Annotated in this window: 14 protein-coding genes and 1 pseudogene; 9 read left to right on the top strand and 6 right to left on the bottom strand. The window is 60.3% G+C overall.

Features of this window, described 5'->3' with window-relative positions:
• The 3 genes and pseudogenes from HJC00_RS12775 to HJC00_RS12765 all read right to left on the bottom strand — a co-directional run.
• Positions 1–151 (bottom strand): annotated as a pseudogene (locus tag HJC00_RS12775) (electron transfer flavoprotein subunit beta/FixA family protein); the annotation flags it as partial.
• Positions 152–282: 131 nt separating this feature from the next.
• Positions 283–888, bottom strand: coding sequence for a dimethylsulfoniopropionate lyase (locus tag HJC00_RS12770; protein WP_221164117.1), 606 nt, complete (start codon positions 886–888; stop codon positions 283–285).
• A 42-nt stretch (positions 889–930) separates the two neighbouring features.
• A complete protein-coding gene (locus tag HJC00_RS12765) occupies positions 931–2,967 on the bottom strand; it encodes an NADH:flavin oxidoreductase (RefSeq protein WP_221156204.1) in 2,037 nt (678 codons plus the stop codon).
• A 147-nt stretch (positions 2,968–3,114) separates the two neighbouring features.
• Here HJC00_RS12765 and HJC00_RS12760 point away from each other — a divergent pair, with 147 nt between their 5' ends.
• From HJC00_RS12760 to HJC00_RS12735, 6 genes are all read left to right on the top strand, one after another.
• Complete coding sequence (locus HJC00_RS12760) at positions 3,115–3,744, top strand: TetR/AcrR family transcriptional regulator (RefSeq protein ID WP_210631726.1); 630 nt, start codon at positions 3,115–3,117, stop codon at positions 3,742–3,744.
• Between the two features lie 10 nt (positions 3,745–3,754).
• Complete coding sequence (locus tag HJC00_RS12755) at positions 3,755–4,549, top strand: pyrroline-5-carboxylate reductase (protein ID WP_221156205.1); 795 nt, start codon at positions 3,755–3,757, stop codon at positions 4,547–4,549.
• A gap of 68 nt (positions 4,550–4,617) precedes the next feature.
• A complete protein-coding gene (locus tag HJC00_RS12750; RefSeq protein ID WP_210631724.1) occupies positions 4,618–5,619 on the top strand; it encodes an ABC transporter substrate-binding protein in 1,002 nt (333 codons plus the stop codon).
• Between the two features lie 92 nt (positions 5,620–5,711).
• Positions 5,712–6,599 (top strand): proline/glycine betaine ABC transporter permease, encoded by an 888-nt coding sequence (locus tag HJC00_RS12745; protein WP_210632172.1) that lies wholly within the window; start codon positions 5,712–5,714, stop codon positions 6,597–6,599.
• Entirely contained in the window at positions 6,592–7,671 is a 1,080-nt protein-coding gene (locus HJC00_RS12740) for a glycine betaine/L-proline ABC transporter ATP-binding protein (RefSeq protein WP_221123559.1), read from the top strand. The genes HJC00_RS12745 and HJC00_RS12740 overlap by 8 nt, the downstream gene beginning before the upstream one ends.
• Positions 7,672–8,825: 1,154 nt before the next feature.
• Positions 8,826–9,824, top strand: coding sequence for an AraC family transcriptional regulator (locus HJC00_RS12735; RefSeq protein ID WP_221123557.1), 999 nt, complete (start codon positions 8,826–8,828; stop codon positions 9,822–9,824).
• 51 nt (positions 9,825–9,875) lie between these two features.
• Here HJC00_RS12735 and HJC00_RS32485 read toward each other — a convergent pair whose 3' ends face one another.
• The 3 genes from HJC00_RS32485 to HJC00_RS12725 form a co-directional block, all read right to left on the bottom strand.
• Positions 9,876–10,151 carry a hypothetical protein gene (locus HJC00_RS32485; RefSeq protein WP_405048786.1) on the bottom strand — a complete coding sequence of 92 codons (276 nt, stop codon included), beginning with the start codon at positions 10,149–10,151 and terminating at the stop codon, positions 9,876–9,878.
• Entirely contained in the window at positions 10,139–12,433 is a 2,295-nt protein-coding gene (locus HJC00_RS12730; protein ID WP_221164116.1) for an FdhF/YdeP family oxidoreductase, read from the bottom strand. The genes HJC00_RS32485 and HJC00_RS12730 overlap by 13 nt, the downstream gene beginning before the upstream one ends.
• 95 nt (positions 12,434–12,528) lie before the next feature.
• A complete protein-coding gene (locus tag HJC00_RS12725) occupies positions 12,529–14,457 on the bottom strand; it encodes a diguanylate cyclase (protein WP_221164115.1) in 1,929 nt (642 codons plus the stop codon).
• A gap of 232 nt (positions 14,458–14,689) precedes the next feature.
• Here HJC00_RS12725 and HJC00_RS12720 point away from each other — a divergent pair, with 232 nt between their 5' ends.
• The 3 genes from HJC00_RS12720 to HJC00_RS12710 all read left to right on the top strand — a co-directional run bounded on the left by HJC00_RS12720 (position 14,690) and on the right by HJC00_RS12710 (position 16,691).
• Complete coding sequence (locus HJC00_RS12720) at positions 14,690–15,715, top strand: aldo/keto reductase (RefSeq protein WP_210632165.1); 1,026 nt, start codon at positions 14,690–14,692, stop codon at positions 15,713–15,715.
• Positions 15,716–15,742: 27 nt separating this feature from the next.
• Positions 15,743–16,090 (top strand): DUF488 domain-containing protein, encoded by a 348-nt coding sequence (locus tag HJC00_RS12715; RefSeq protein WP_221164114.1) that lies wholly within the window; start codon positions 15,743–15,745, stop codon positions 16,088–16,090.
• Positions 16,091–16,169: 79 nt separating this feature from the next.
• The gene (locus HJC00_RS12710; protein ID WP_221147149.1) at positions 16,170–16,691 is read left to right on the top strand and encodes a DUF4142 domain-containing protein; all 522 of its coding nucleotides are present in this window, start codon (positions 16,170–16,172) and stop codon (positions 16,689–16,691) included.
• The last annotated feature ends 2 nt before the right edge of the window (positions 16,692–16,693 follow it).

Raw genomic sequence — 16,693 nt, 5'->3', positions numbered from 1 at the left:
CCTTCAGCCGCAGCGCCTCTTCCACCGAGATCTCGTCGAACGGGTTCATCGACATCTTCACATTGGCAAGCTCGACACCCGTGCCATCCGGCTTCACCCGGATCTTCACGTTGTAGTCGACAACCCGCTTGACGGGCACGAGAATCTTCATGGCAAGCCCCTTTATCCAAAGCGCGCCGCGATCTTTCAGATTCGCTTGCTCTGCGCTTTAACTCGTTTTTACGTAAGCCGTTGCCGCAACCGCCGCACAGCTTTGCGCGACATGCTTTAGACAGCCGGCCGTCAATGCGACCGCTCGGCAAGCAACGCCCAGAAGGCGAAGAGCGGCGTCTCCGCCGACCGCATGGCATGTTTGATCCTGGGAATATTATAGAACGACCCGCCGATACCAGGCGAGAACCAGTTCCCCTCCCCCTGCTGGAACTCTCCCTTGGACAGCACGAGATAGACTTCCTCCGGCGCATGGTCATGATCGGGATAGCGCACGTGAGGCGCCATCAATGTCACGCCGAACGACAGGTCACTTCGCTCCTCCAATCCACCCGGCCCGACGATCATGGCATTGGCATGCCCATCAACGAAATTGTCGCTGGCCGTGGTGTGGTCATACTTTGTGCGGCGACGCCATTCAAGCATTGGCTCGATGCCTTTGAACCCCTCGATCAATCGCGCCAGCGAAGCATAGGACGTATCGACGGCGAGCGCCATATCGAGGTGAGCGCAGACCGGTAACCGGCTTCCCTCTCCGGCGCGCGCAGTCCCCTGACGCTCCAGCGCCGCGAAGAACTGCCCGATCGAGCGGCGGGCTTCCGGAGCCCTGGCGAACTGGCCGAAAGCGACCGAAGCGGCTTCCAGGAAATGCTGGAGGCTTTCGTTGCGCAGACTCATATCATCCCCTCCCGATCGGCCGACAGGCGGCCGCTCTGACAATCATATATCCTTTGCGATGCGCAGACCGTCATAGACAGCGGCATGCGTATTGCGGGCAGCGACGGCGTCGCCGATCCGGAACAATTGGAACTTGCCCTCTGGATTGCGGATGACGGATTGCGGTTGCCCCTGGAGAAGCTGGTCGTGCGAGACCTCGCCGAGATTATTCGACTTGGGCTTCAGCTCGAAATAGAGTTCGTCGAGCGGGATGGTCCCGTGATTGACGACGATCTGGTCGTAGCTGTGCTGACGGGCAATTCCGCCGTAATCGCTGCCGATGAGGGCGACGAGCTGGTTACCTCTCTTCTCGACGGCCTCCAGCCGATAGGTAACGGTGAAGGTCACGTCGTACTTTTGGAGCGAGCGCATATAGGGAACCAGGTTCATCGCCATGACCTCCGGCGCGAAGGACCGGTCCGGCGTCATGATCTCGACTTTGGAGCCCGCCTTGGCAATGAACTCCGCCGCCTGAAGCGCTGCATGATCGCCGGCGTCGTCGAAAACAAGCACGTTGGTTCCGGGTTTCACATCGCCGGAGATGATGTCCCAAGAGGAGACCACCAGCTCGTTGCCGCTGGTGAGCACCTCGGTATGCGGCAGGCCGCCAGTGGCGATGATGACGACATCGGGGTTCTCCGCCTCGATCGTGTCGGGTTCCGCCCAGGTGTTGAAGTGGAAGGTGACATCGTATTTCTCACACTGGGTCATGCGCCAGTCGATGATGCTGATCATTTCCCTGCGGCGTTCGCTTTGGGCGGTGAGGCGGATCTGACCGCCTGGATTGTTCGCCGCTTCGAAAACCACCACCTGGTGGCCGCGCTCGCCAGCGACGCGCGCAGCCTCCAGCCCGGCCGGGCCGGCGCCGACAATGACGACCTTCTTTCTGACGTCGGCCTTTGCCAGGATATGCGGCATCGTCAATTCGCGGCCGGTGGCGGCATTGTGGATGCAGTAGGCGGCCCCACCTTGATAGATGCGGTCGAGACAGTAGTTGGCGCCGACACAGGGGCGGATATCCTCTTCCCGCTTCTCGATGATCTTGCGGACGATGTGCGGGTCGGTCATGTGGGCGCGGGTCATGCCGACCATGTCGACTTTTCCTGCTGCAATCGCATGTCGCGCCGTGGCGACGTCGGCAATCTTCGCCGCATGAAAGGTCGGGAAGTTGGTCGCGGCGCGGATTTCACCGGCAAAATCCAGGTGCGGTGAGTTCGCCATGCCCTGGATCGGGATGACGTCGGTCAGACCGGCGTCGGTGTCGATATGGCCGCGAATGACGTTCAGATAGTCGATAAGCCCGCTGTCGCGCAGCCGCTTCGAAATCTCTATGCCTTCAGCTTGCCCGTTTCCGCCGGGCAGACACTCGTCCGCCGTATAGCGTACGCCGAGGATGAATTCGTCCCCCACTCTCTCGCGGATCGCCCTGAACACGTCGAAACAGAAGCGCATGCGGTTCTCGAGCGCACCCCCATAGGGGCCGTCGAGTTCGTTGGTGAGCGGAGACGCGAACTGGTCGATCAGGTGGCCGTAGGCCTCCAGCTCGATTCCATCCATACCGCCCGCCTTCATCCGTTCGGCCGCGTCGGCAAAATCCTTGATGATGCGCTCGATGTCCCAATCTTCCACCTTCTTCGGGAAGGCGCGATGCGAAGCCTCGCGAAGATGCGACGGGGCGACGACCGGCAGCCAGTCACCCTTGTCCCAGCGCGTGCGCCGGCCGAGATGGGTAAGCTGGATCATGATCGCCGCACCCTCTTCATGCACGGCGTCGGTCATTTCCCTGATCCAGGGGACGATCTCGTCCTTATAGGCGAGCAAGTTGTTGAAGACGGGCGGACTGTCCCGGGAAACCGCGGCGGAGCCTGCCGTCATCGTCAAGGCCACCCCGCCCTTTGCCCGCTCCACGGTATAGGCCCGATACGTCTCCTTCGGCATGCCGTCCTCGGGATAGGCCGGCTCATGCGCGGTTACGATGATGCGGTTACGCAACGTCAGATGCTTGAGTTGGTAGGGCTGAAGAAGAGGATCGTTCGACATGGGCCGTGGTTCCGGATTAAAAACATCGAAGCAGACGCTAAGTGCAATGTACACAAGTGTCAATCTTGAAAACAATACAGTCACCATATTCGACACTTATGTACATTTTTCTTGTGCGAGGCCGCGGAATTTGCTAGGAGAGAACGCATGGACCAGGCTTTGAACGACACCGGTTGGCGCGGATCGCACGAGGGATGGCTGGAAGCAGCCTACCAGGCGCTGCTGGAATCTGGCGTGGATTCGGTGAAGATTCTGCCGCTCGCAAAAAAGCTCAATCTCTCGCGGACGAGCTTCTACTGGTTCTTCAAGGATCGGGAGGAACTCTTGAGCGCGCTGGTGGCGCGATGGCGTGAGAAAAACACCGGCAATATCGTCAAACAGTCCGAAGCCTATGCAGAGTCACTGGCCGAAGCGATGCTCAATGTCTTCGATTGCTGGCTGAACACCGATCTCTTCGACGCCAAGTTCGAGTTTGCCGTGCGCAGCTGGGCGCTGCAGTCGGACGAGCTTCTGGCCGAGGTCCACAAGGCCGATCAGATCCGGTTGGAGGCACTCAAACGCATGTTTATGCGGTTCGGAGTACCAGAAACGACATCGGATGTCAGAGCGCGGACAACTTATCTCGTTCAGATCGGGTACATTTCCATGCAGTCGAAGGAGGAACTCGCCGTCCGCATGAAACGGATTCCGGAATATATCGCGATCTACACGGGCGAAGTGCCGCAGCAGAGGGAGCTCGACCGCTTCTTCGCGCGGCACGGCTATAGGTCCGGCTGAGGAAACCGAGATGAGCGTTTCCTTGAGGATTGGTATTATTGGCGGTGGCGGCTGGCTTGGTGGAGCCATCGCGGGCTCGATCCTCGATTCCGGCCTGGTTGATGCTCGAAATCTCTGCCTCTCCTATCGCAGCCGACAGCCCGACTGTTTCCCGGATTCCTTCTGGACCAGGGACAATCAGGAGCTTATCGACCGCTCTGATGTGGTCCTTCTCTCCGTCCGCCCCGATGACTGGCATCCGCTCGCCGTCGACGCCTCCGGCAAGCTCGTCATCTCAGTCATGGCCGGCATTCGCCTGAGCGCCCTTTCGGAGCGCCACAAGACCGGCCGCGTCGTTCGCGCCCTGCCAAATGCCGCTGCCGAAGTGGCAAAATCCTATACGCCATGGATCGGGGCGAGCGGCATCACTGGAGATGACCGGGCCATGGTCCGCGCGATCTTCGAGACCTGCGGATCTGAGGACGAAGTCGCAAGGGAAAGCGACATCGATTACCTCACAGGCCTTGCCGGCTCAGGGCCGGCATTCCCGGCGCTGCTCGCCGCCGCCATGATGCGCGACGCCGTCGCCCGCGGCCTGCCCGCCGAGGTTGCGCGCCGCGCCGTCAATATGGTGATATCAGGCGCCGGCCGGCTGCTGGAGCGCCGCAACGAATGTCCCGACAACGTCGTTCAAACCTTTCTCGACTATCGCGGCATCACCGCGGCAGCCATCGAAGGCATGCGCGCCGCCGGGTTCGACGCTGCGGTGGGGGAAGGACTATCGGCAGCATTCAAGAAATCGGTGAGTATGGGAGCTGTTTCCTGACGACCGTTGAGGGTGGGTACTGCGGCACCCCGCCTGGCCAGATCAGCCGCTAAATAGAGGGAACGAGAATGAAGAAACTACTTGCATCGACATGCTTGACGTTCGGCCTGATCGGCGGCGCGTCCTTCGCCGGCGCCGCCGAATGCGGCAGCGTCACCATCGCCAGCATGAACTGGCAAAGCGCCGAAGTTCTCTCCAATCTGGACAAGTTCATCCTGAACGAAGGTTACGGCTGCAGCGCCGACATCACCGTTGGCGACACTGTCCCGACGATCACCTCCATGGCCGAAAAGGGCCAGCCCGATATCGCGCCCGAAGCCTGGATCGACCTCCTGCCTGACGTCGTCAAGAAGGGCACCGAAGAAGGCCGCATCGTTCAGGTCGGCTCGCCACTGCCGGATGGCGGCGTACAGGGCTGGTGGATTCCGAAATATCTCGCCGACGCCCATCCCGATATCAAAACGATCGGCGATGCGCTGAAGCATCCGGAACTCTTCCCCGATTCTGAAGATCCGAAGAAGGGCGCCGTCGTCAATGGCCCGCAGGGCTGGGGCGGCACGGTCGTCACCTCGCAGCTCTACAAGGCGTTTGATGCCGAAAAGGCGGGCTTCACCCTCGTCGACACCGGCTCTGCCGCCGGTCTCGACGGTTCGATCGCCAAGGCTTACGAGCGCAAGGAAGGCTGGGTCGGCTATTACTGGGCGCCGACCGCTCTGCTCGGCAAGTATCAGATGGTCAAGCTGGAAGCCGGCGTGCCGGAGGATGCCGCCGAGTGGAAACGCTGCATCACCGTTGCCGACTGCCCCGATCCGAAGCCGGCGGCATGGCCGGTCGATCACGTCGTCACCCTGGTTGCCAAGCCTTTCTCCGAAAAGGTCGGGCCTGAGGTCATGGACTACCTGAAGAAGCGCTCCTGGAGCAACGACACCGTCAACAAGCTGATGGCCTGGATGACGGATAATCAGGCGACCGGCGAAGACGGCGCCAAGCACTTCCTGGAAGAAAACAAGGACATTTGGACCAAGTGGGTCTCGCCTGAAGCAGCCAAGAAGATCGAAGCTGCTCTCTAGGCCAAAATTGCGGTGCGCGAAAAGCGCACCGCCCTCACGCGCCGACAAAATCAAAAAGACTGCTACGGCTCTTTGACAAAAGGGGAACCGAGATGGAATGGTTTTACAAATTCCCGCACATGAACGATGACGCGCTTCGGAATCTGAAGAAGGCGATCGATGACGGCTTTCGCGGCTTTACCCGCAGCTATGGCGACGGCATCGAAAGCCTCTTCGTTCCGCTGCAGCACTTCCTCATCGCCGCCGAACGCTTCATGACGCAGACGCCATGGCCGATCATCACCTTGATCGTCCTCGTCATTGCATGGTTTGCGAGCCGCAGCTTGAAGATCGTCGTCGGCTGCCTGGTGACGCTGATGCTGATCGGCTACTTCGACATGTGGGACGACACGATGCGGACGGTCTCGATGATCTTCGTCTGTACCGTGCTCTCCATCGCCATCGGCATCCCGATCGGGATCCTGATGGCTCGCTCCGACCGGCTGCAGCGCGTCGTCAATCCGATCCTCGACGTTATGCAGACGATGCCGAGCTTCGTCTATCTCATCCCCGTCGTCATGCTGCTCGGCATCGGCAAGGTGCCTGGTCTGATCGCCGTCGTCATCTACGCGATCCCGCCGATGATCCGCTTGACCGATCTCGGCATCCGCCTGGTGGACAAGGACGTGCTGGAAGCGGCCGACGCCTTCGGGACGTCGCGGTCTCAGAAGCTTTTCAAGGTGCAGCTGCCGCTGGCGCTTCCTACCATCATGGCCGGCATCAACCAGACGATCATGATGGCGCTCGCCATGGTGGTCATCGCTTCCATGATCGGCGTCCAGGGTCTCGGCCAGCCGGTGCTCAAGGCGATCGCCAACCAGTACTTCACGCTGGGCATTTTCAACGGCCTTGCCATCGTCGGCATCGCCATCATCTTCGACCGGGTCAGCCAGGCATATGGCAAAAGGCTCCAGAAGCATCAGGAGACCGTCCATGGCTGAGCATCGTTTCGGCGGCATCAAGATCCGCCACCTCTACAAGATCTTCGGCCCCAATCCCGCCTCTTATGTCGAAGCGGTGCAGAAGGGGCTGACGAAGACCGAACTCAACGAAAAGCACGGTCACGTCCTGGGCCTCAGGGATATCAATGTCGAGATCCCCTCCGGCTGCATTCAGGTCATCATGGGCCTTTCCGGTTCGGGCAAATCGACGCTCATTCGCCACATCAATCGCCTGATCGATCCGACATCCGGCGAAGTGCTGGTCGACGGCGTCGATGTTGTGAAGATGAACGAAGCCGAATTGCGGACGTTTCGGCGGCAACAGACGGCGATGGTGTTTCAGAAATTCGCACTTCTGCCGCACCGCAATGTCCTCGACAACACCATCTTCGGTCTCGAAGTGCAGGGGATGGAGCGTGCGAAAGCCGTTGAAATCGCCATGCGCTGGATCGAGCGCGTCGGGCTGAAAGGCTTCGAGCAAAAATACCCGAACCAGCTTTCCGGCGGCATGCAGCAGCGCGTCGGCCTGGCGCGGGCCCTTTCCAACGATGCGCCGGTGCTTCTGATGGACGAAGCCTATTCGGCGCTCGATCCCTTGATCCGCACGGATATGCAGACTGTCCTTCTCGACATTCAGAAAGAGATCAAGAAGACCATCGTCTTCATCACCCACGATCTCGACGAGGCTTTGCGCCTGGGCGACCAGATCGCCATCCTGCGCGACGGCGAAGTGATTCAGCAGGGCACCAGCCAGGACATCGTGCTGCGCCCGGCCGACGATTACATCGCCAACTTCGTCAAGGAAGTGAACCGAGGCCGGGTCGTCCATGTCGAAGCCGTCATGACACCTTTGCACTCCGCCGCAGCGCCTGGCGGCTTGACGATCGCATCGGGTACGACCGTGGAAGAAGCCGTCCGAATACTGGCTTCGACACCGAACGACGATGCCAGGGTGGTTTCGCCGTCGGGAGAAACCTTGGGCCTTGTCACCTTCCGCCAGCTCGCCGGTGCAATGGTGAACTCGCAGGAGGTGGCTCCCCCACGCGAAAGCGCCCTTTCGATCGCGCTCTGAACCTACGGGCGCGGGCTCTCCCGGTCTGGCCGGCGGCACCGACGTTCGGCGCGTCACCACGCACCGCAATCGGCAAGCCGGCTGCTGAGGGATCACGAATGCGGGCTCGGGGAGATCCTCGGCCGGCGCGAGCGGCGCCTGACAAAGCTCGCGGGCAGTCGTTAGACTTGACTCTTATATCGACGCGTCGGATGTCGAGGCGATCGGTACCGATGCTGTCGCCCTGCCAACGGGTTTGATTCTCCGAAACCTGCTTTCAGAGGGCTGATGCCACCTGTCGAGACACTCCAGGCATCGACAAATGAATTGTCTTTATACCAGATCTCTGTGCCTTCTCCGACAGGAGGTGAGTCGGACTGGATCTTTAATTCAGGGGCAACCAAAGAGTGGGGAGGGAGGGCTAGCCTATACATTTTGCGCAGGACCGGTCCATACTGCGTCGCGAAAAGCCGATTGACCGACAATATCGGAACGCGCCAATTGCTCCATTGCCGTAGAACACTAATCTCAGTCCGACCGGGGCCATGATGGTCTACGGTTTGCAAGCCCCCCTCCATCGATGACCCCAAACGATGGAAGGGTTTACGTCCATACGCACTCCATCCCGTGCGTATGCCAACTGCCTGTCAGCCTGCCGAAGGCGATCTCGAGCGGTCCACTTCAGAACCTTCGGCAGGCGACTCTTGGATGGCGCCTAGAATGTGCTTCATGGGCACGTTGGCTAATCGTTTCATCACCGGACCACCATCAAAGCAGCAGTTCCAAGGCTTGCCAAGTGCAACCGGTTCTGTCAGTTCCTGCCGACTGGCTGGGAAAATTCGACGGATGGAATTATCGGTAAAGTATCTAAAAGCTTCGCGTTTTCCGGCGCCCGCACGCTCGGGCTCGGGCTGGACCGCCTTGCCCAGGCCAGCAAAACCGACACCCGGATCACGCTGAAACTTGCCCGCCTGGCTGCCGCTTACTGCGCTCTGGCCTGTTATTGGCTATTATACGGCGAAGCTTCGTTCATCATGCCCTCCACAAGGTCCTGACAGGCGCGAGAAGAAAGATGAGCTCGGTGACGTGCAACCAGAATGAGGGACGTACTTCATCTATGGCGATGCGGCCGGGGCGTCACGCCGTGCGACGCCAGATGAAATAACGGGGACAGCATGACGGAAAACAGCGCCCAGCCATTCTCCTTCCGATTCCACGGTTCGTCTTTCGACAATATGGTGGAAACCCTTGGCGGCGCTTTCGGCGCGTTTGATGCCGAGCCTGTCGGCCGCGCCAAGGACTTTCATTGGGGATTGGATTTTTCGGTGGCCGAGAGAGCCGTCCTGCTGACGGGCTATCATGAGGCGGAGTTCCAATTCAACATCGAGCCGACCGTCACCACGGCAGAGTACCTGTCGCTCGTCGTGCCGCGCCGCGGCGGCATGGGAGTTACCTATGGGTCGCGCAAGGCCGAGGCCGGGCAAGGCAAACTGCTTCTCTACAACAATTTCGAGCCCGACAGCGTTCTCATGCATGGGCAAGGCAACGTCATCGACGAGTTGCTGATCAACTGGCCCGTCATCCTCCAGGCGATTGGCCAGACATTCGAAATGCCGTTCAGCGGCTCGCTCGACTTGCTGCCGGAACTGGATCTGTCAACGCCGGCCGGTCGGACGATCGGCAACCTCACGGAGACGATCATATCAGGAATGCGCGACGACGGTCCCCTGCTGCAGTCGCCGATCGCCATGGCGCACATGACGCAGGCGCTCGCCGATCTCGTCGTGCGCATCGTGCCGCATCGGCTGTCGCATTTCCTTGAAAAGGCACCCGCCCTTATTGCTCCGAGGCATGTGCGCAGGGCGATCGAGTTCATGCAGGCCAATATCGATCAGCCGATCACCATGCCAAAGGTGGCGCAAGCGGCCGGCGTCTCCAGCAGAGCGCTCGAAACCGGCTTCCGCGCATTCAAGGGAACGTCCCCCGCCGCTTATCTGCTGACGCTTCGCCTGCGCGCGGCGCGGCAGGATCTGATCGATCCCGAGTGCAAGGAGACGATGAAGGCCATCTGCCTGAAATGGGGCTTCTTTCATTTCGGCCGCTTTTCCGCGGTCTACAAGGCAACATATGGCGAATACCCTTCCGATACGAGGAAGCGCGTGGGCCGCCGGTAACTTGCATCTGACGCGCACCGCGACCTTTCAAGTTCGATCTTTGCGCTATGTTTAGAGCGCGGCCAAACTGTAGTGCACTCGCATCGTCCTCGGATCCCGCTTGACGATCCGAAGCTTATCATCACGCTCCGTCAGGGCGCTGAGGTCCCGCAACACAAGGGCATGTGCGATCCCGAGCATACGCGCAAAGGAGCGGCTGTCGGATGCGATCCCGAGCTCGGCAGCAACGAGCAGACCGGCCTGTAGGGAGGTCAGTGCGGCGTCCCCGTCTTGGGTCGCAGCGACAAGGGCAAGAAACCTATCGACCGCTTCGCTCACGCGGCGTATCGCTTGCGCAAGGAAACCATGATCGACTTCGAGGTCGGCGTATCGCTTTCCTCGCCGGCGCTGCCAAGCGGCACGAGCACGTTCAATTCCGGGTAATAACCGGCAATGCTGCCCCGCGGAATATCATAGGGCACGAAGCGGAAATCCGGCGCGATACGCTCGACACCGTCATCGTGCTCGCCGATCACGTCAGCACGGTCACCGGCCTCGGCATTCATCGCCTTCAGATCCGCCGGATGAATGAAGATGACCTGCCGCTCTCCGTAGACGCCGCGATATCGGTCATCGAGACCATAGACCGTCGTATTGTATTGGTCGTGCGATCGGAACGTCTGCAGAGCGAACCGCCCCTCTCCTCTTCGCGCACGCTGGTGCACCGTCTCCTCAGGAAGCGGCTGGCAAGAAAATGATGCTCTGCCTGCCGGCGTCTGCCATTCCCGGTGGGCCGCCGCGTTGCGCAGATGGAAACCGCGCGGCTTGCGCAGGCGCATATTGTAATTCTCGAAGCCGGGAATGGTTGCCTCGATATGATCACGGATGCGGTCGTAGTCGTGGGCAAGCTCCGCCCAGTCGACCACGGAGGAGCCGACCGTCGCCTGCGCAATGCCGGCAATGATGGCGACTTCCGAGCGGAGATGCGGCGAGGCCGGGCGATTGATGCCGGCGGAACCATGCACCATGCTCATCGAATCTTCGACACTGACGAGTTGGGAATTGCCGGCAGCGTTCAGATCCATCTCGGTACGCCCGAGGCAGGGCAGAATGAAGGACGCCTCACCGGGCAGCAGATGCGAATGATTGGGTTTGGTGGCGATGTGCACCGTCAACTTCAGCCGCCGAAGCGCTTTTTCGACCAGTGCGCTGTCGGGCGTCGCACGGGCAAAATTGCCGCCGAGCCCGATGAAGGCCTCGGCCGAGCCGTCGAGCATCGCCCCGATTGCGGCAAGGACGTTGTGGCCATGGTCGCGGGGAACGGAAAAGCGGAAATGTTTCTCCAGCGCATCGAGGAAATCATCCGACGGTTTTTCATTGATGCCGACGGTGCGATCGCCTTGCACGTTGGAATGACCCCGCACCGGGCAAAGACCGGCGCCGGGCTTGCCAATGTTGCCGCGTAGGAACATAAAGTTGGCGATCTCTCGGATCGTCGCCACCGAATGCAGGTGCTGGGTCACGCCCATCGCCCAGGTGCAGATGACCCGTTCGGCCCTGATATAGACATCGGCGGCCCGTTCGACGTCCTGTCGGCTCAGTCCTGATTGGTCTTCGATATCAGCCCAGGCTGTCGCCTCGACCGCTGCCCGGTATTGCGCAAACCCGGCGCAATTGTCGGCCAGGAACGCATGATCGAGGACGGGTGGCAGACCGGCGGCAACCGCAGCGTCTTCGGCAGCCAGCACCGCCTTTGCCATTCCACGCACAGCGGCCATGTCGCCACCGAGCTGCGGTTGCAGATAAAGGCTGGCAATGTCGGTCGAGCCGCCGCGCAGCATCTCGATCTTGTCCTGCGGATCGGAGAAGCGCTCCAGCCCGCGCTCGCGGATCGGATTGAAGACGACGACCCGCGCGCCGCGCATCGCCGCCCGGCGCAGATCGCCGAGCATTCGGGGATGATTGGTGCCGGGGTTCTGGCCGATCACGAAAATCGCATCGGCCTCCTCGAAGTCCTCCAGAAGCACGGTGCCCTTGCCGACGCCGATCGCCTGATTCAGGGCGATTCCACTCGCCTCGTGGCACATGTTGGAACAATCGGGAAAATTGTTGGTGCCGTAGATGCGCACGAACAGCTGATAGAGGAAGGCAGCCTCGTTGCTGGCGCGGCCGGACGTATAGAACTCCGCCCGATTGGGATTATCGAGGCCCTTCAGAATGCTGCCGATCTCGGCAAAAGCATCCTCCCACGCCACCGGCAGGTAACGGTCGCTCGCAGCATCGTAACGCATCGGATGGGTGAGGCGGCCATTGAGTTCCAGTTCGTAATCCGACAACCGGCGAAGCTCAGCGACCGTAGTCGCCGCAAAGAAAGCGGGGGTCGCCCGCTTTTCCGTGGCCTCCCATGCGACGGCCTTCACGCCGTTCTCACAAAATTCGAACGACGATCCGTGTTCCGGATCGCCCCAGGCGCAGCCCGGGCAATCGAAGCCGTCCGGCTGGTTCGCCTTCAGCATCGTCCGCGCACCCGAGACCGGCGTGCCGCTTTGCAGCAATTGTTTGCCGCAGCTTTTCAGAGCGCCCCAGCCGCCAGCCGCCGCCGATTTCTTCCCGATGAATTTTGTGTCCATGCGCGCCCTGTATTGCTGAAGGGCGCTAAACATCAAGGGCGTACGAGCGATGACTCGATAGAAGAAACCTATCGAGAGATTCTGAAGCGCGGAGTTTAACCGGTTTCCTTCAGGGCATGCCCGTTCTCGCGGGAATGCGCCAGGATGCGGTTGCGGCCTTGCGTCTTGGCCTCATAGAGCGCGGCGTCGGCCTCTGCCAAAAGCCGGTTCGGGCTGGTCCGCAGGGTCGCGCCTGTAGCGCAGGATAGGCCGATGCTGGCGGTGACCCGCCCGAATTCGCTGCCGGAATGAATGATATTCTCCTGGGCCAGGCGACGCGCGAATTGCTCGGCGACGATCATCGCCCCCTTGGCGCTGGTATCGGGGAGGAACACGGCGAATTCCTCTCCGCCGTAGCGCGCGACGATGTCCGCGGGCCGACTGACGGCCTGGCGCAGACACTTGCTGACGACGCGCAGGCATTGGTCGCCGGCGGGATGACCATAGGTATCGTTATAGGCTTTGAAGCGGTCGATATCGACCATCAACAGGCTGAAAGGCGTGTTTTTCCTGGCGCTGCCCGCCGTCTCACGCGCGAAGGCCTCGTCGAAAGCGCGGCGATTGACGATGCCGGTAAGCCCGTCGGTCTCGGCAAGATTCTTCAATTGCTCCGCCGACAGCCTGAGCGCGATTTCCGCCTGTTTCGTCGCCGTGATGTCGGAGACGACGGCCATTGCCGTGCCGTCCCCGGAAATCCTTGTGCGGATGCTGCGCCAATCACCGTTGTGAAGCTGAACCTCCTCGTCCTTGTTGCTGTGCAGTGTCGCGGTGGCGGTCTTGATCCACTCTTCCGCATTACCCTCTGCGATAGCGGGCCGCTCGCCGGTTTCGACGACGCGGCGCAGGATGTCGCTGATATGCGCGCCGACCACGCGGGCAGCCCCGGAGAGCGGAAAGGCGTTGCGGTATTGATCGTTGCAGAAGACAAGAAACCCTTTGCTGTCGTACATGGCGATGCCGTCGGACATGTTCGCCATCGCATGTGACAGCAGGTTCTTGCTGTCGCGAAGCTCCCGCTCCAGCGCTGTACGCTCGGTCACATCACGGGTCACGCCTGCAAGGCCGATGATCCGCCCCTGCTTGTCCCTGAGCGGCACTTTGGAAGCGAGCAGGAAACGGCCTTCGATCCGCTCGGTGGAGTCGATCAGCGGCGTCCCTGTCTCCATCACCTGCTGCTCGAGATGATACAATTCTTCTGCGAGCGGCTGCGACATCAGATTGAAATCCGACAATCCGGTCATCTCCGCCGTCGTCCTGAAACGGAAGAGGCGCGTCATGTTTTCATTGACGGTGATGAAGCGGCTGTTTCGGTCCTTCACATAAAGGTAATCCGGCGATTGCGAAAATGCCGTCACCAGAATGCTGCGTTCGAGTTCCCATCGTTGCGTCTTCAGGAGAACAAAGCCACCGAGCAAAGTCGCCAGACAATTCGAGGCCGTCACGGGGAAACCCACGCCGGCCAGCACATGGGCAGCCACGAGAGTGGGAAGCAAGGCCATCGCTGCAACCAGTGTGCCGCCAAGGGCAAGGCCGAGCAGAACGACGTCGGTGAAACCGGGAGATCTCTTGCGGGTCCAGACATGGCCGGCGACGCCGATGCCGGCTGCGCATGCAATGGTGATAATGCCATCGACCATCGCCGTGCCGCCGACGGCAAAGCGGAAGGCGATCGCCAGCGACGCGGCAAAAGCCGCCGCCATCGGCCCCCCGAACATGCCGGCCAATGCCAGCGGCGAAAAACGCAGGTCGATATAGATGCCGGGATGAAACTCGATCGCGAGCAGTATGGACCCGATGGAGGCGCCGCCCGCTATTATCCCGAAGGCGATCTTCTCTTGCGCGAAGGAACGGCGCTGAAACTGGATAGAAAAGAGCGCCCACAGCGACATCGCCAGAGACACGAAGGAAAGGTTGCCACCAAATTGCGTCCAGATGCCATTCACCGCGTTGGGTCCACCTTCCAAACCATGTAATAAACATGTCATACGACAACACTGGTTTGGGCTTCGTTAAGTCGGACAGCCGGTTGCGCCATTCACCGGCTAATGCACCGGATATCGCGCTCTTCTGCGGGATCCGGCCGGATGGGACGCCATTGCCCGGACCACCGCAGACCGAGGTTTCTCACTTCAGTCTCGATTCCACGCAGAAGCGTTATTGGTTAGAATGCAGTGTCGACCACGAGCAGCAAACGAATATGGAATGCGGAGCCTTGACATGAGGACGCGACATTGGGACCGCAGGGGCGACGGCGGGCTGACCTTTACCGAACTCGGGTTCGGCACCGCGCCTCTCGGCAATCTTTATCGGGCGATAACCGATGAAGAGGCGGCAGCAGTCTTGGATGCGGCCTGGCAACACGGCATCCGTTACTTCGACACTGCGCCGCTCTACGGGCTTGGCCTCGCCGAGAGGCGGCTTGGCCGCTTTCTCGCTACGAAACAGCGTAAAGACTTCGTCGTCTCGACAAAAGTCGGCAGGCTCCTCAAGGTCTGTCGACCCGAACAGCGGACCGGCATCGGTAAATTCTTCGACACGCCCAATCGCCGAGAGGTTTTTGACTACAGCTACGATGGCATCATGCGATCGTTCGAAGCCTCTTTCGAGCGCACCGGGCTCGACTGCTTCGATATTCTCTTCGTGCACGATCTGGATGTCTTCAATCACGGCAACCAGGCCGCCTGCGACCATTATCTCGAGCAATTCATGAACGGTGGGTATCAGGCCATGACCTCGCTGCGCGATCAGGGAGTGGTGAAAGCCATCGGTGGCGGAATAAACGAGTGGGAGATGTGCCAGACGCTTGCCGAGCGTGGCGACTTCGACCTGTTTCTGCTTGCCGGACGCTATACTTTGCTCGAGCAGGAGGCGTTGGAATCCTTTCTTCCCCTGTGCGTCGCCCGCAATATCGGCATCGTGCTCGGCGGTCCCTATAACTCCGGCATACTGGTGACAGGCCCGATTGCCGGCGCGCAATACAATTACTCTGACGCCCCGTCACACATCCTCGATAAAGTCCGGCGCATCGAACAAGTCTGCCTGAAATACAACGTCGCTCTCTCGGACGCGGCTCTCAACTTTCCGCTCTTCCATCCGGCTGTCGTTTCCGTCATCCCAGGCGGCCAGTCGATCGATCAGGTGGCGTCCAACGACCGGGCGCGGAACAGACATATCCCTCGCGAACTGTGGGAGGACCTGAAATCGCTGGGCTTGATGCGCGGTGATGCGCCCCTCTCGCGCTGACTTACCTACTTCATTGCGGATGAAAAATTGGCCCTGCGCATCAAACGAATCTACGAGCCGAAAGAAGGCAGGGATGGCACGCGTATTCTGGTCGACAGGCTGTGGCCGCGCGGCTTGAAGAAGCAGGTGGCGGCGGTCGATGTCTGGCTGAAGGACATAGCGCCGAGTCCGGGGCTGCGCCGATGGTTCGGACATGATCCGGCCAAATGGAGCGAATTTCAGCGTCGTTACCGCGACGAGCTCAAAAAGAACTCATCAGCCGTCGAGGAGCTCGAACGCCTGATCGGGCGGTCGGACGCCACGCCTCTCTATTCGGCGAAAGACCAGGCTCACAATCATGCGATCGTGCTTCAAAGTTTTATCGGCGAAGACTGAAGCGCTTCGAAAATTTCCGGGAACCTTTTCGATCGATCTGCATCCAATGCTCGCTTCCATCCGACAAAGGAGACAGATCATGTTCAAACGAATTCTCGGCGCAACCTTCATCGCGGCATCGCTCGGCACCGCCTCGATCGCCGCCGACGCCAAGCCGACCGATCCTCAGATCGCCCACATCGCCTATACGGCGGGGCAGATCGATGTCACCGCCGCCGCGCAGGCGTTGAAGAAGAGCAAGAATGCCGAGGTTATCGAATTCGCCAAAACCATGGAGCGGGACCACAAGGCCGTCAACGACCAGGCGCTCGCCCTCGTCAAAAAGCTGAAGGTGACGCCTGAGGACAACAAGATCAGCCAATCGCTCTCGACCCAGGCGAGCAAGGAACTGAAGACGCTTGACGCCCTCGACGGTGCAGCCTTCGACAAGGCCTATGTCGAAAACGAAGTCGCTTATCACAAGTCAGTCAACGATGCCCTTGCCAAGGTGCTGATCCCCTCAGCTCAGAACAAGGAGCTGAAATCGCTGCTGGAAACGGGCCTGACCCTGTTCAAGCAACACCAGACGCATGCCGAGCATCTCGCTTCGATGATCAAGTAGGG

It is taken from the genome of Rhizobium sp. NLR22b (genome assembly GCF_019685295.1).
Classification (GTDB): domain Bacteria; phylum Pseudomonadota; class Alphaproteobacteria; order Rhizobiales; family Rhizobiaceae; genus Rhizobium.
The sequence above is the reverse complement of the archived record's forward strand: the minus strand, read 5'-3'. Positions and strand labels throughout refer to the sequence as shown.

Excerpts from the sequence above, each read along its gene's own strand:
- HJC00_RS12770 (WP_221164117.1), bottom strand. The coding sequence starts at position 888 with ATGAGTCTGCGCAACGAAAGCCTCCAGCATTTCCTGGAAGCCGCTTCG.
- HJC00_RS12765 (WP_221156204.1), bottom strand. The coding sequence starts at position 2,967 with ATGTCGAACGATCCTCTTCTTCAGCCCTACCAACTCAAGCATCTGACG.
- HJC00_RS12760 (WP_210631726.1), top strand. The coding sequence starts at position 3,115 with ATGGACCAGGCTTTGAACGACACCGGTTGGCGCGGATCGCACGAGGGA.
- HJC00_RS12755 (WP_221156205.1), top strand. The coding sequence starts at position 3,755 with ATGAGCGTTTCCTTGAGGATTGGTATTATTGGCGGTGGCGGCTGGCTT.
- HJC00_RS12750 (WP_210631724.1), top strand. The coding sequence starts at position 4,618 with ATGAAGAAACTACTTGCATCGACATGCTTGACGTTCGGCCTGATCGGC.
- HJC00_RS12745 (WP_210632172.1), top strand. The coding sequence starts at position 5,712 with ATGGAATGGTTTTACAAATTCCCGCACATGAACGATGACGCGCTTCGG.
- HJC00_RS12740 (WP_221123559.1), top strand. The coding sequence starts at position 6,592 with ATGGCTGAGCATCGTTTCGGCGGCATCAAGATCCGCCACCTCTACAAG.
- HJC00_RS12735 (WP_221123557.1), top strand. The coding sequence starts at position 8,826 with ATGACGGAAAACAGCGCCCAGCCATTCTCCTTCCGATTCCACGGTTCG.
- HJC00_RS12730 (WP_221164116.1), bottom strand. The coding sequence starts at position 12,433 with ATGGACACAAAATTCATCGGGAAGAAATCGGCGGCGGCTGGCGGCTGG.
- HJC00_RS12725 (WP_221164115.1), bottom strand. The coding sequence starts at position 14,457 with ATGACATGTTTATTACATGGTTTGGAAGGTGGACCCAACGCGGTGAAT.
- HJC00_RS12720 (WP_210632165.1), top strand. The coding sequence starts at position 14,690 with ATGAGGACGCGACATTGGGACCGCAGGGGCGACGGCGGGCTGACCTTT.
- HJC00_RS12710 (WP_221147149.1), top strand. The coding sequence starts at position 16,170 with ATGTTCAAACGAATTCTCGGCGCAACCTTCATCGCGGCATCGCTCGGC.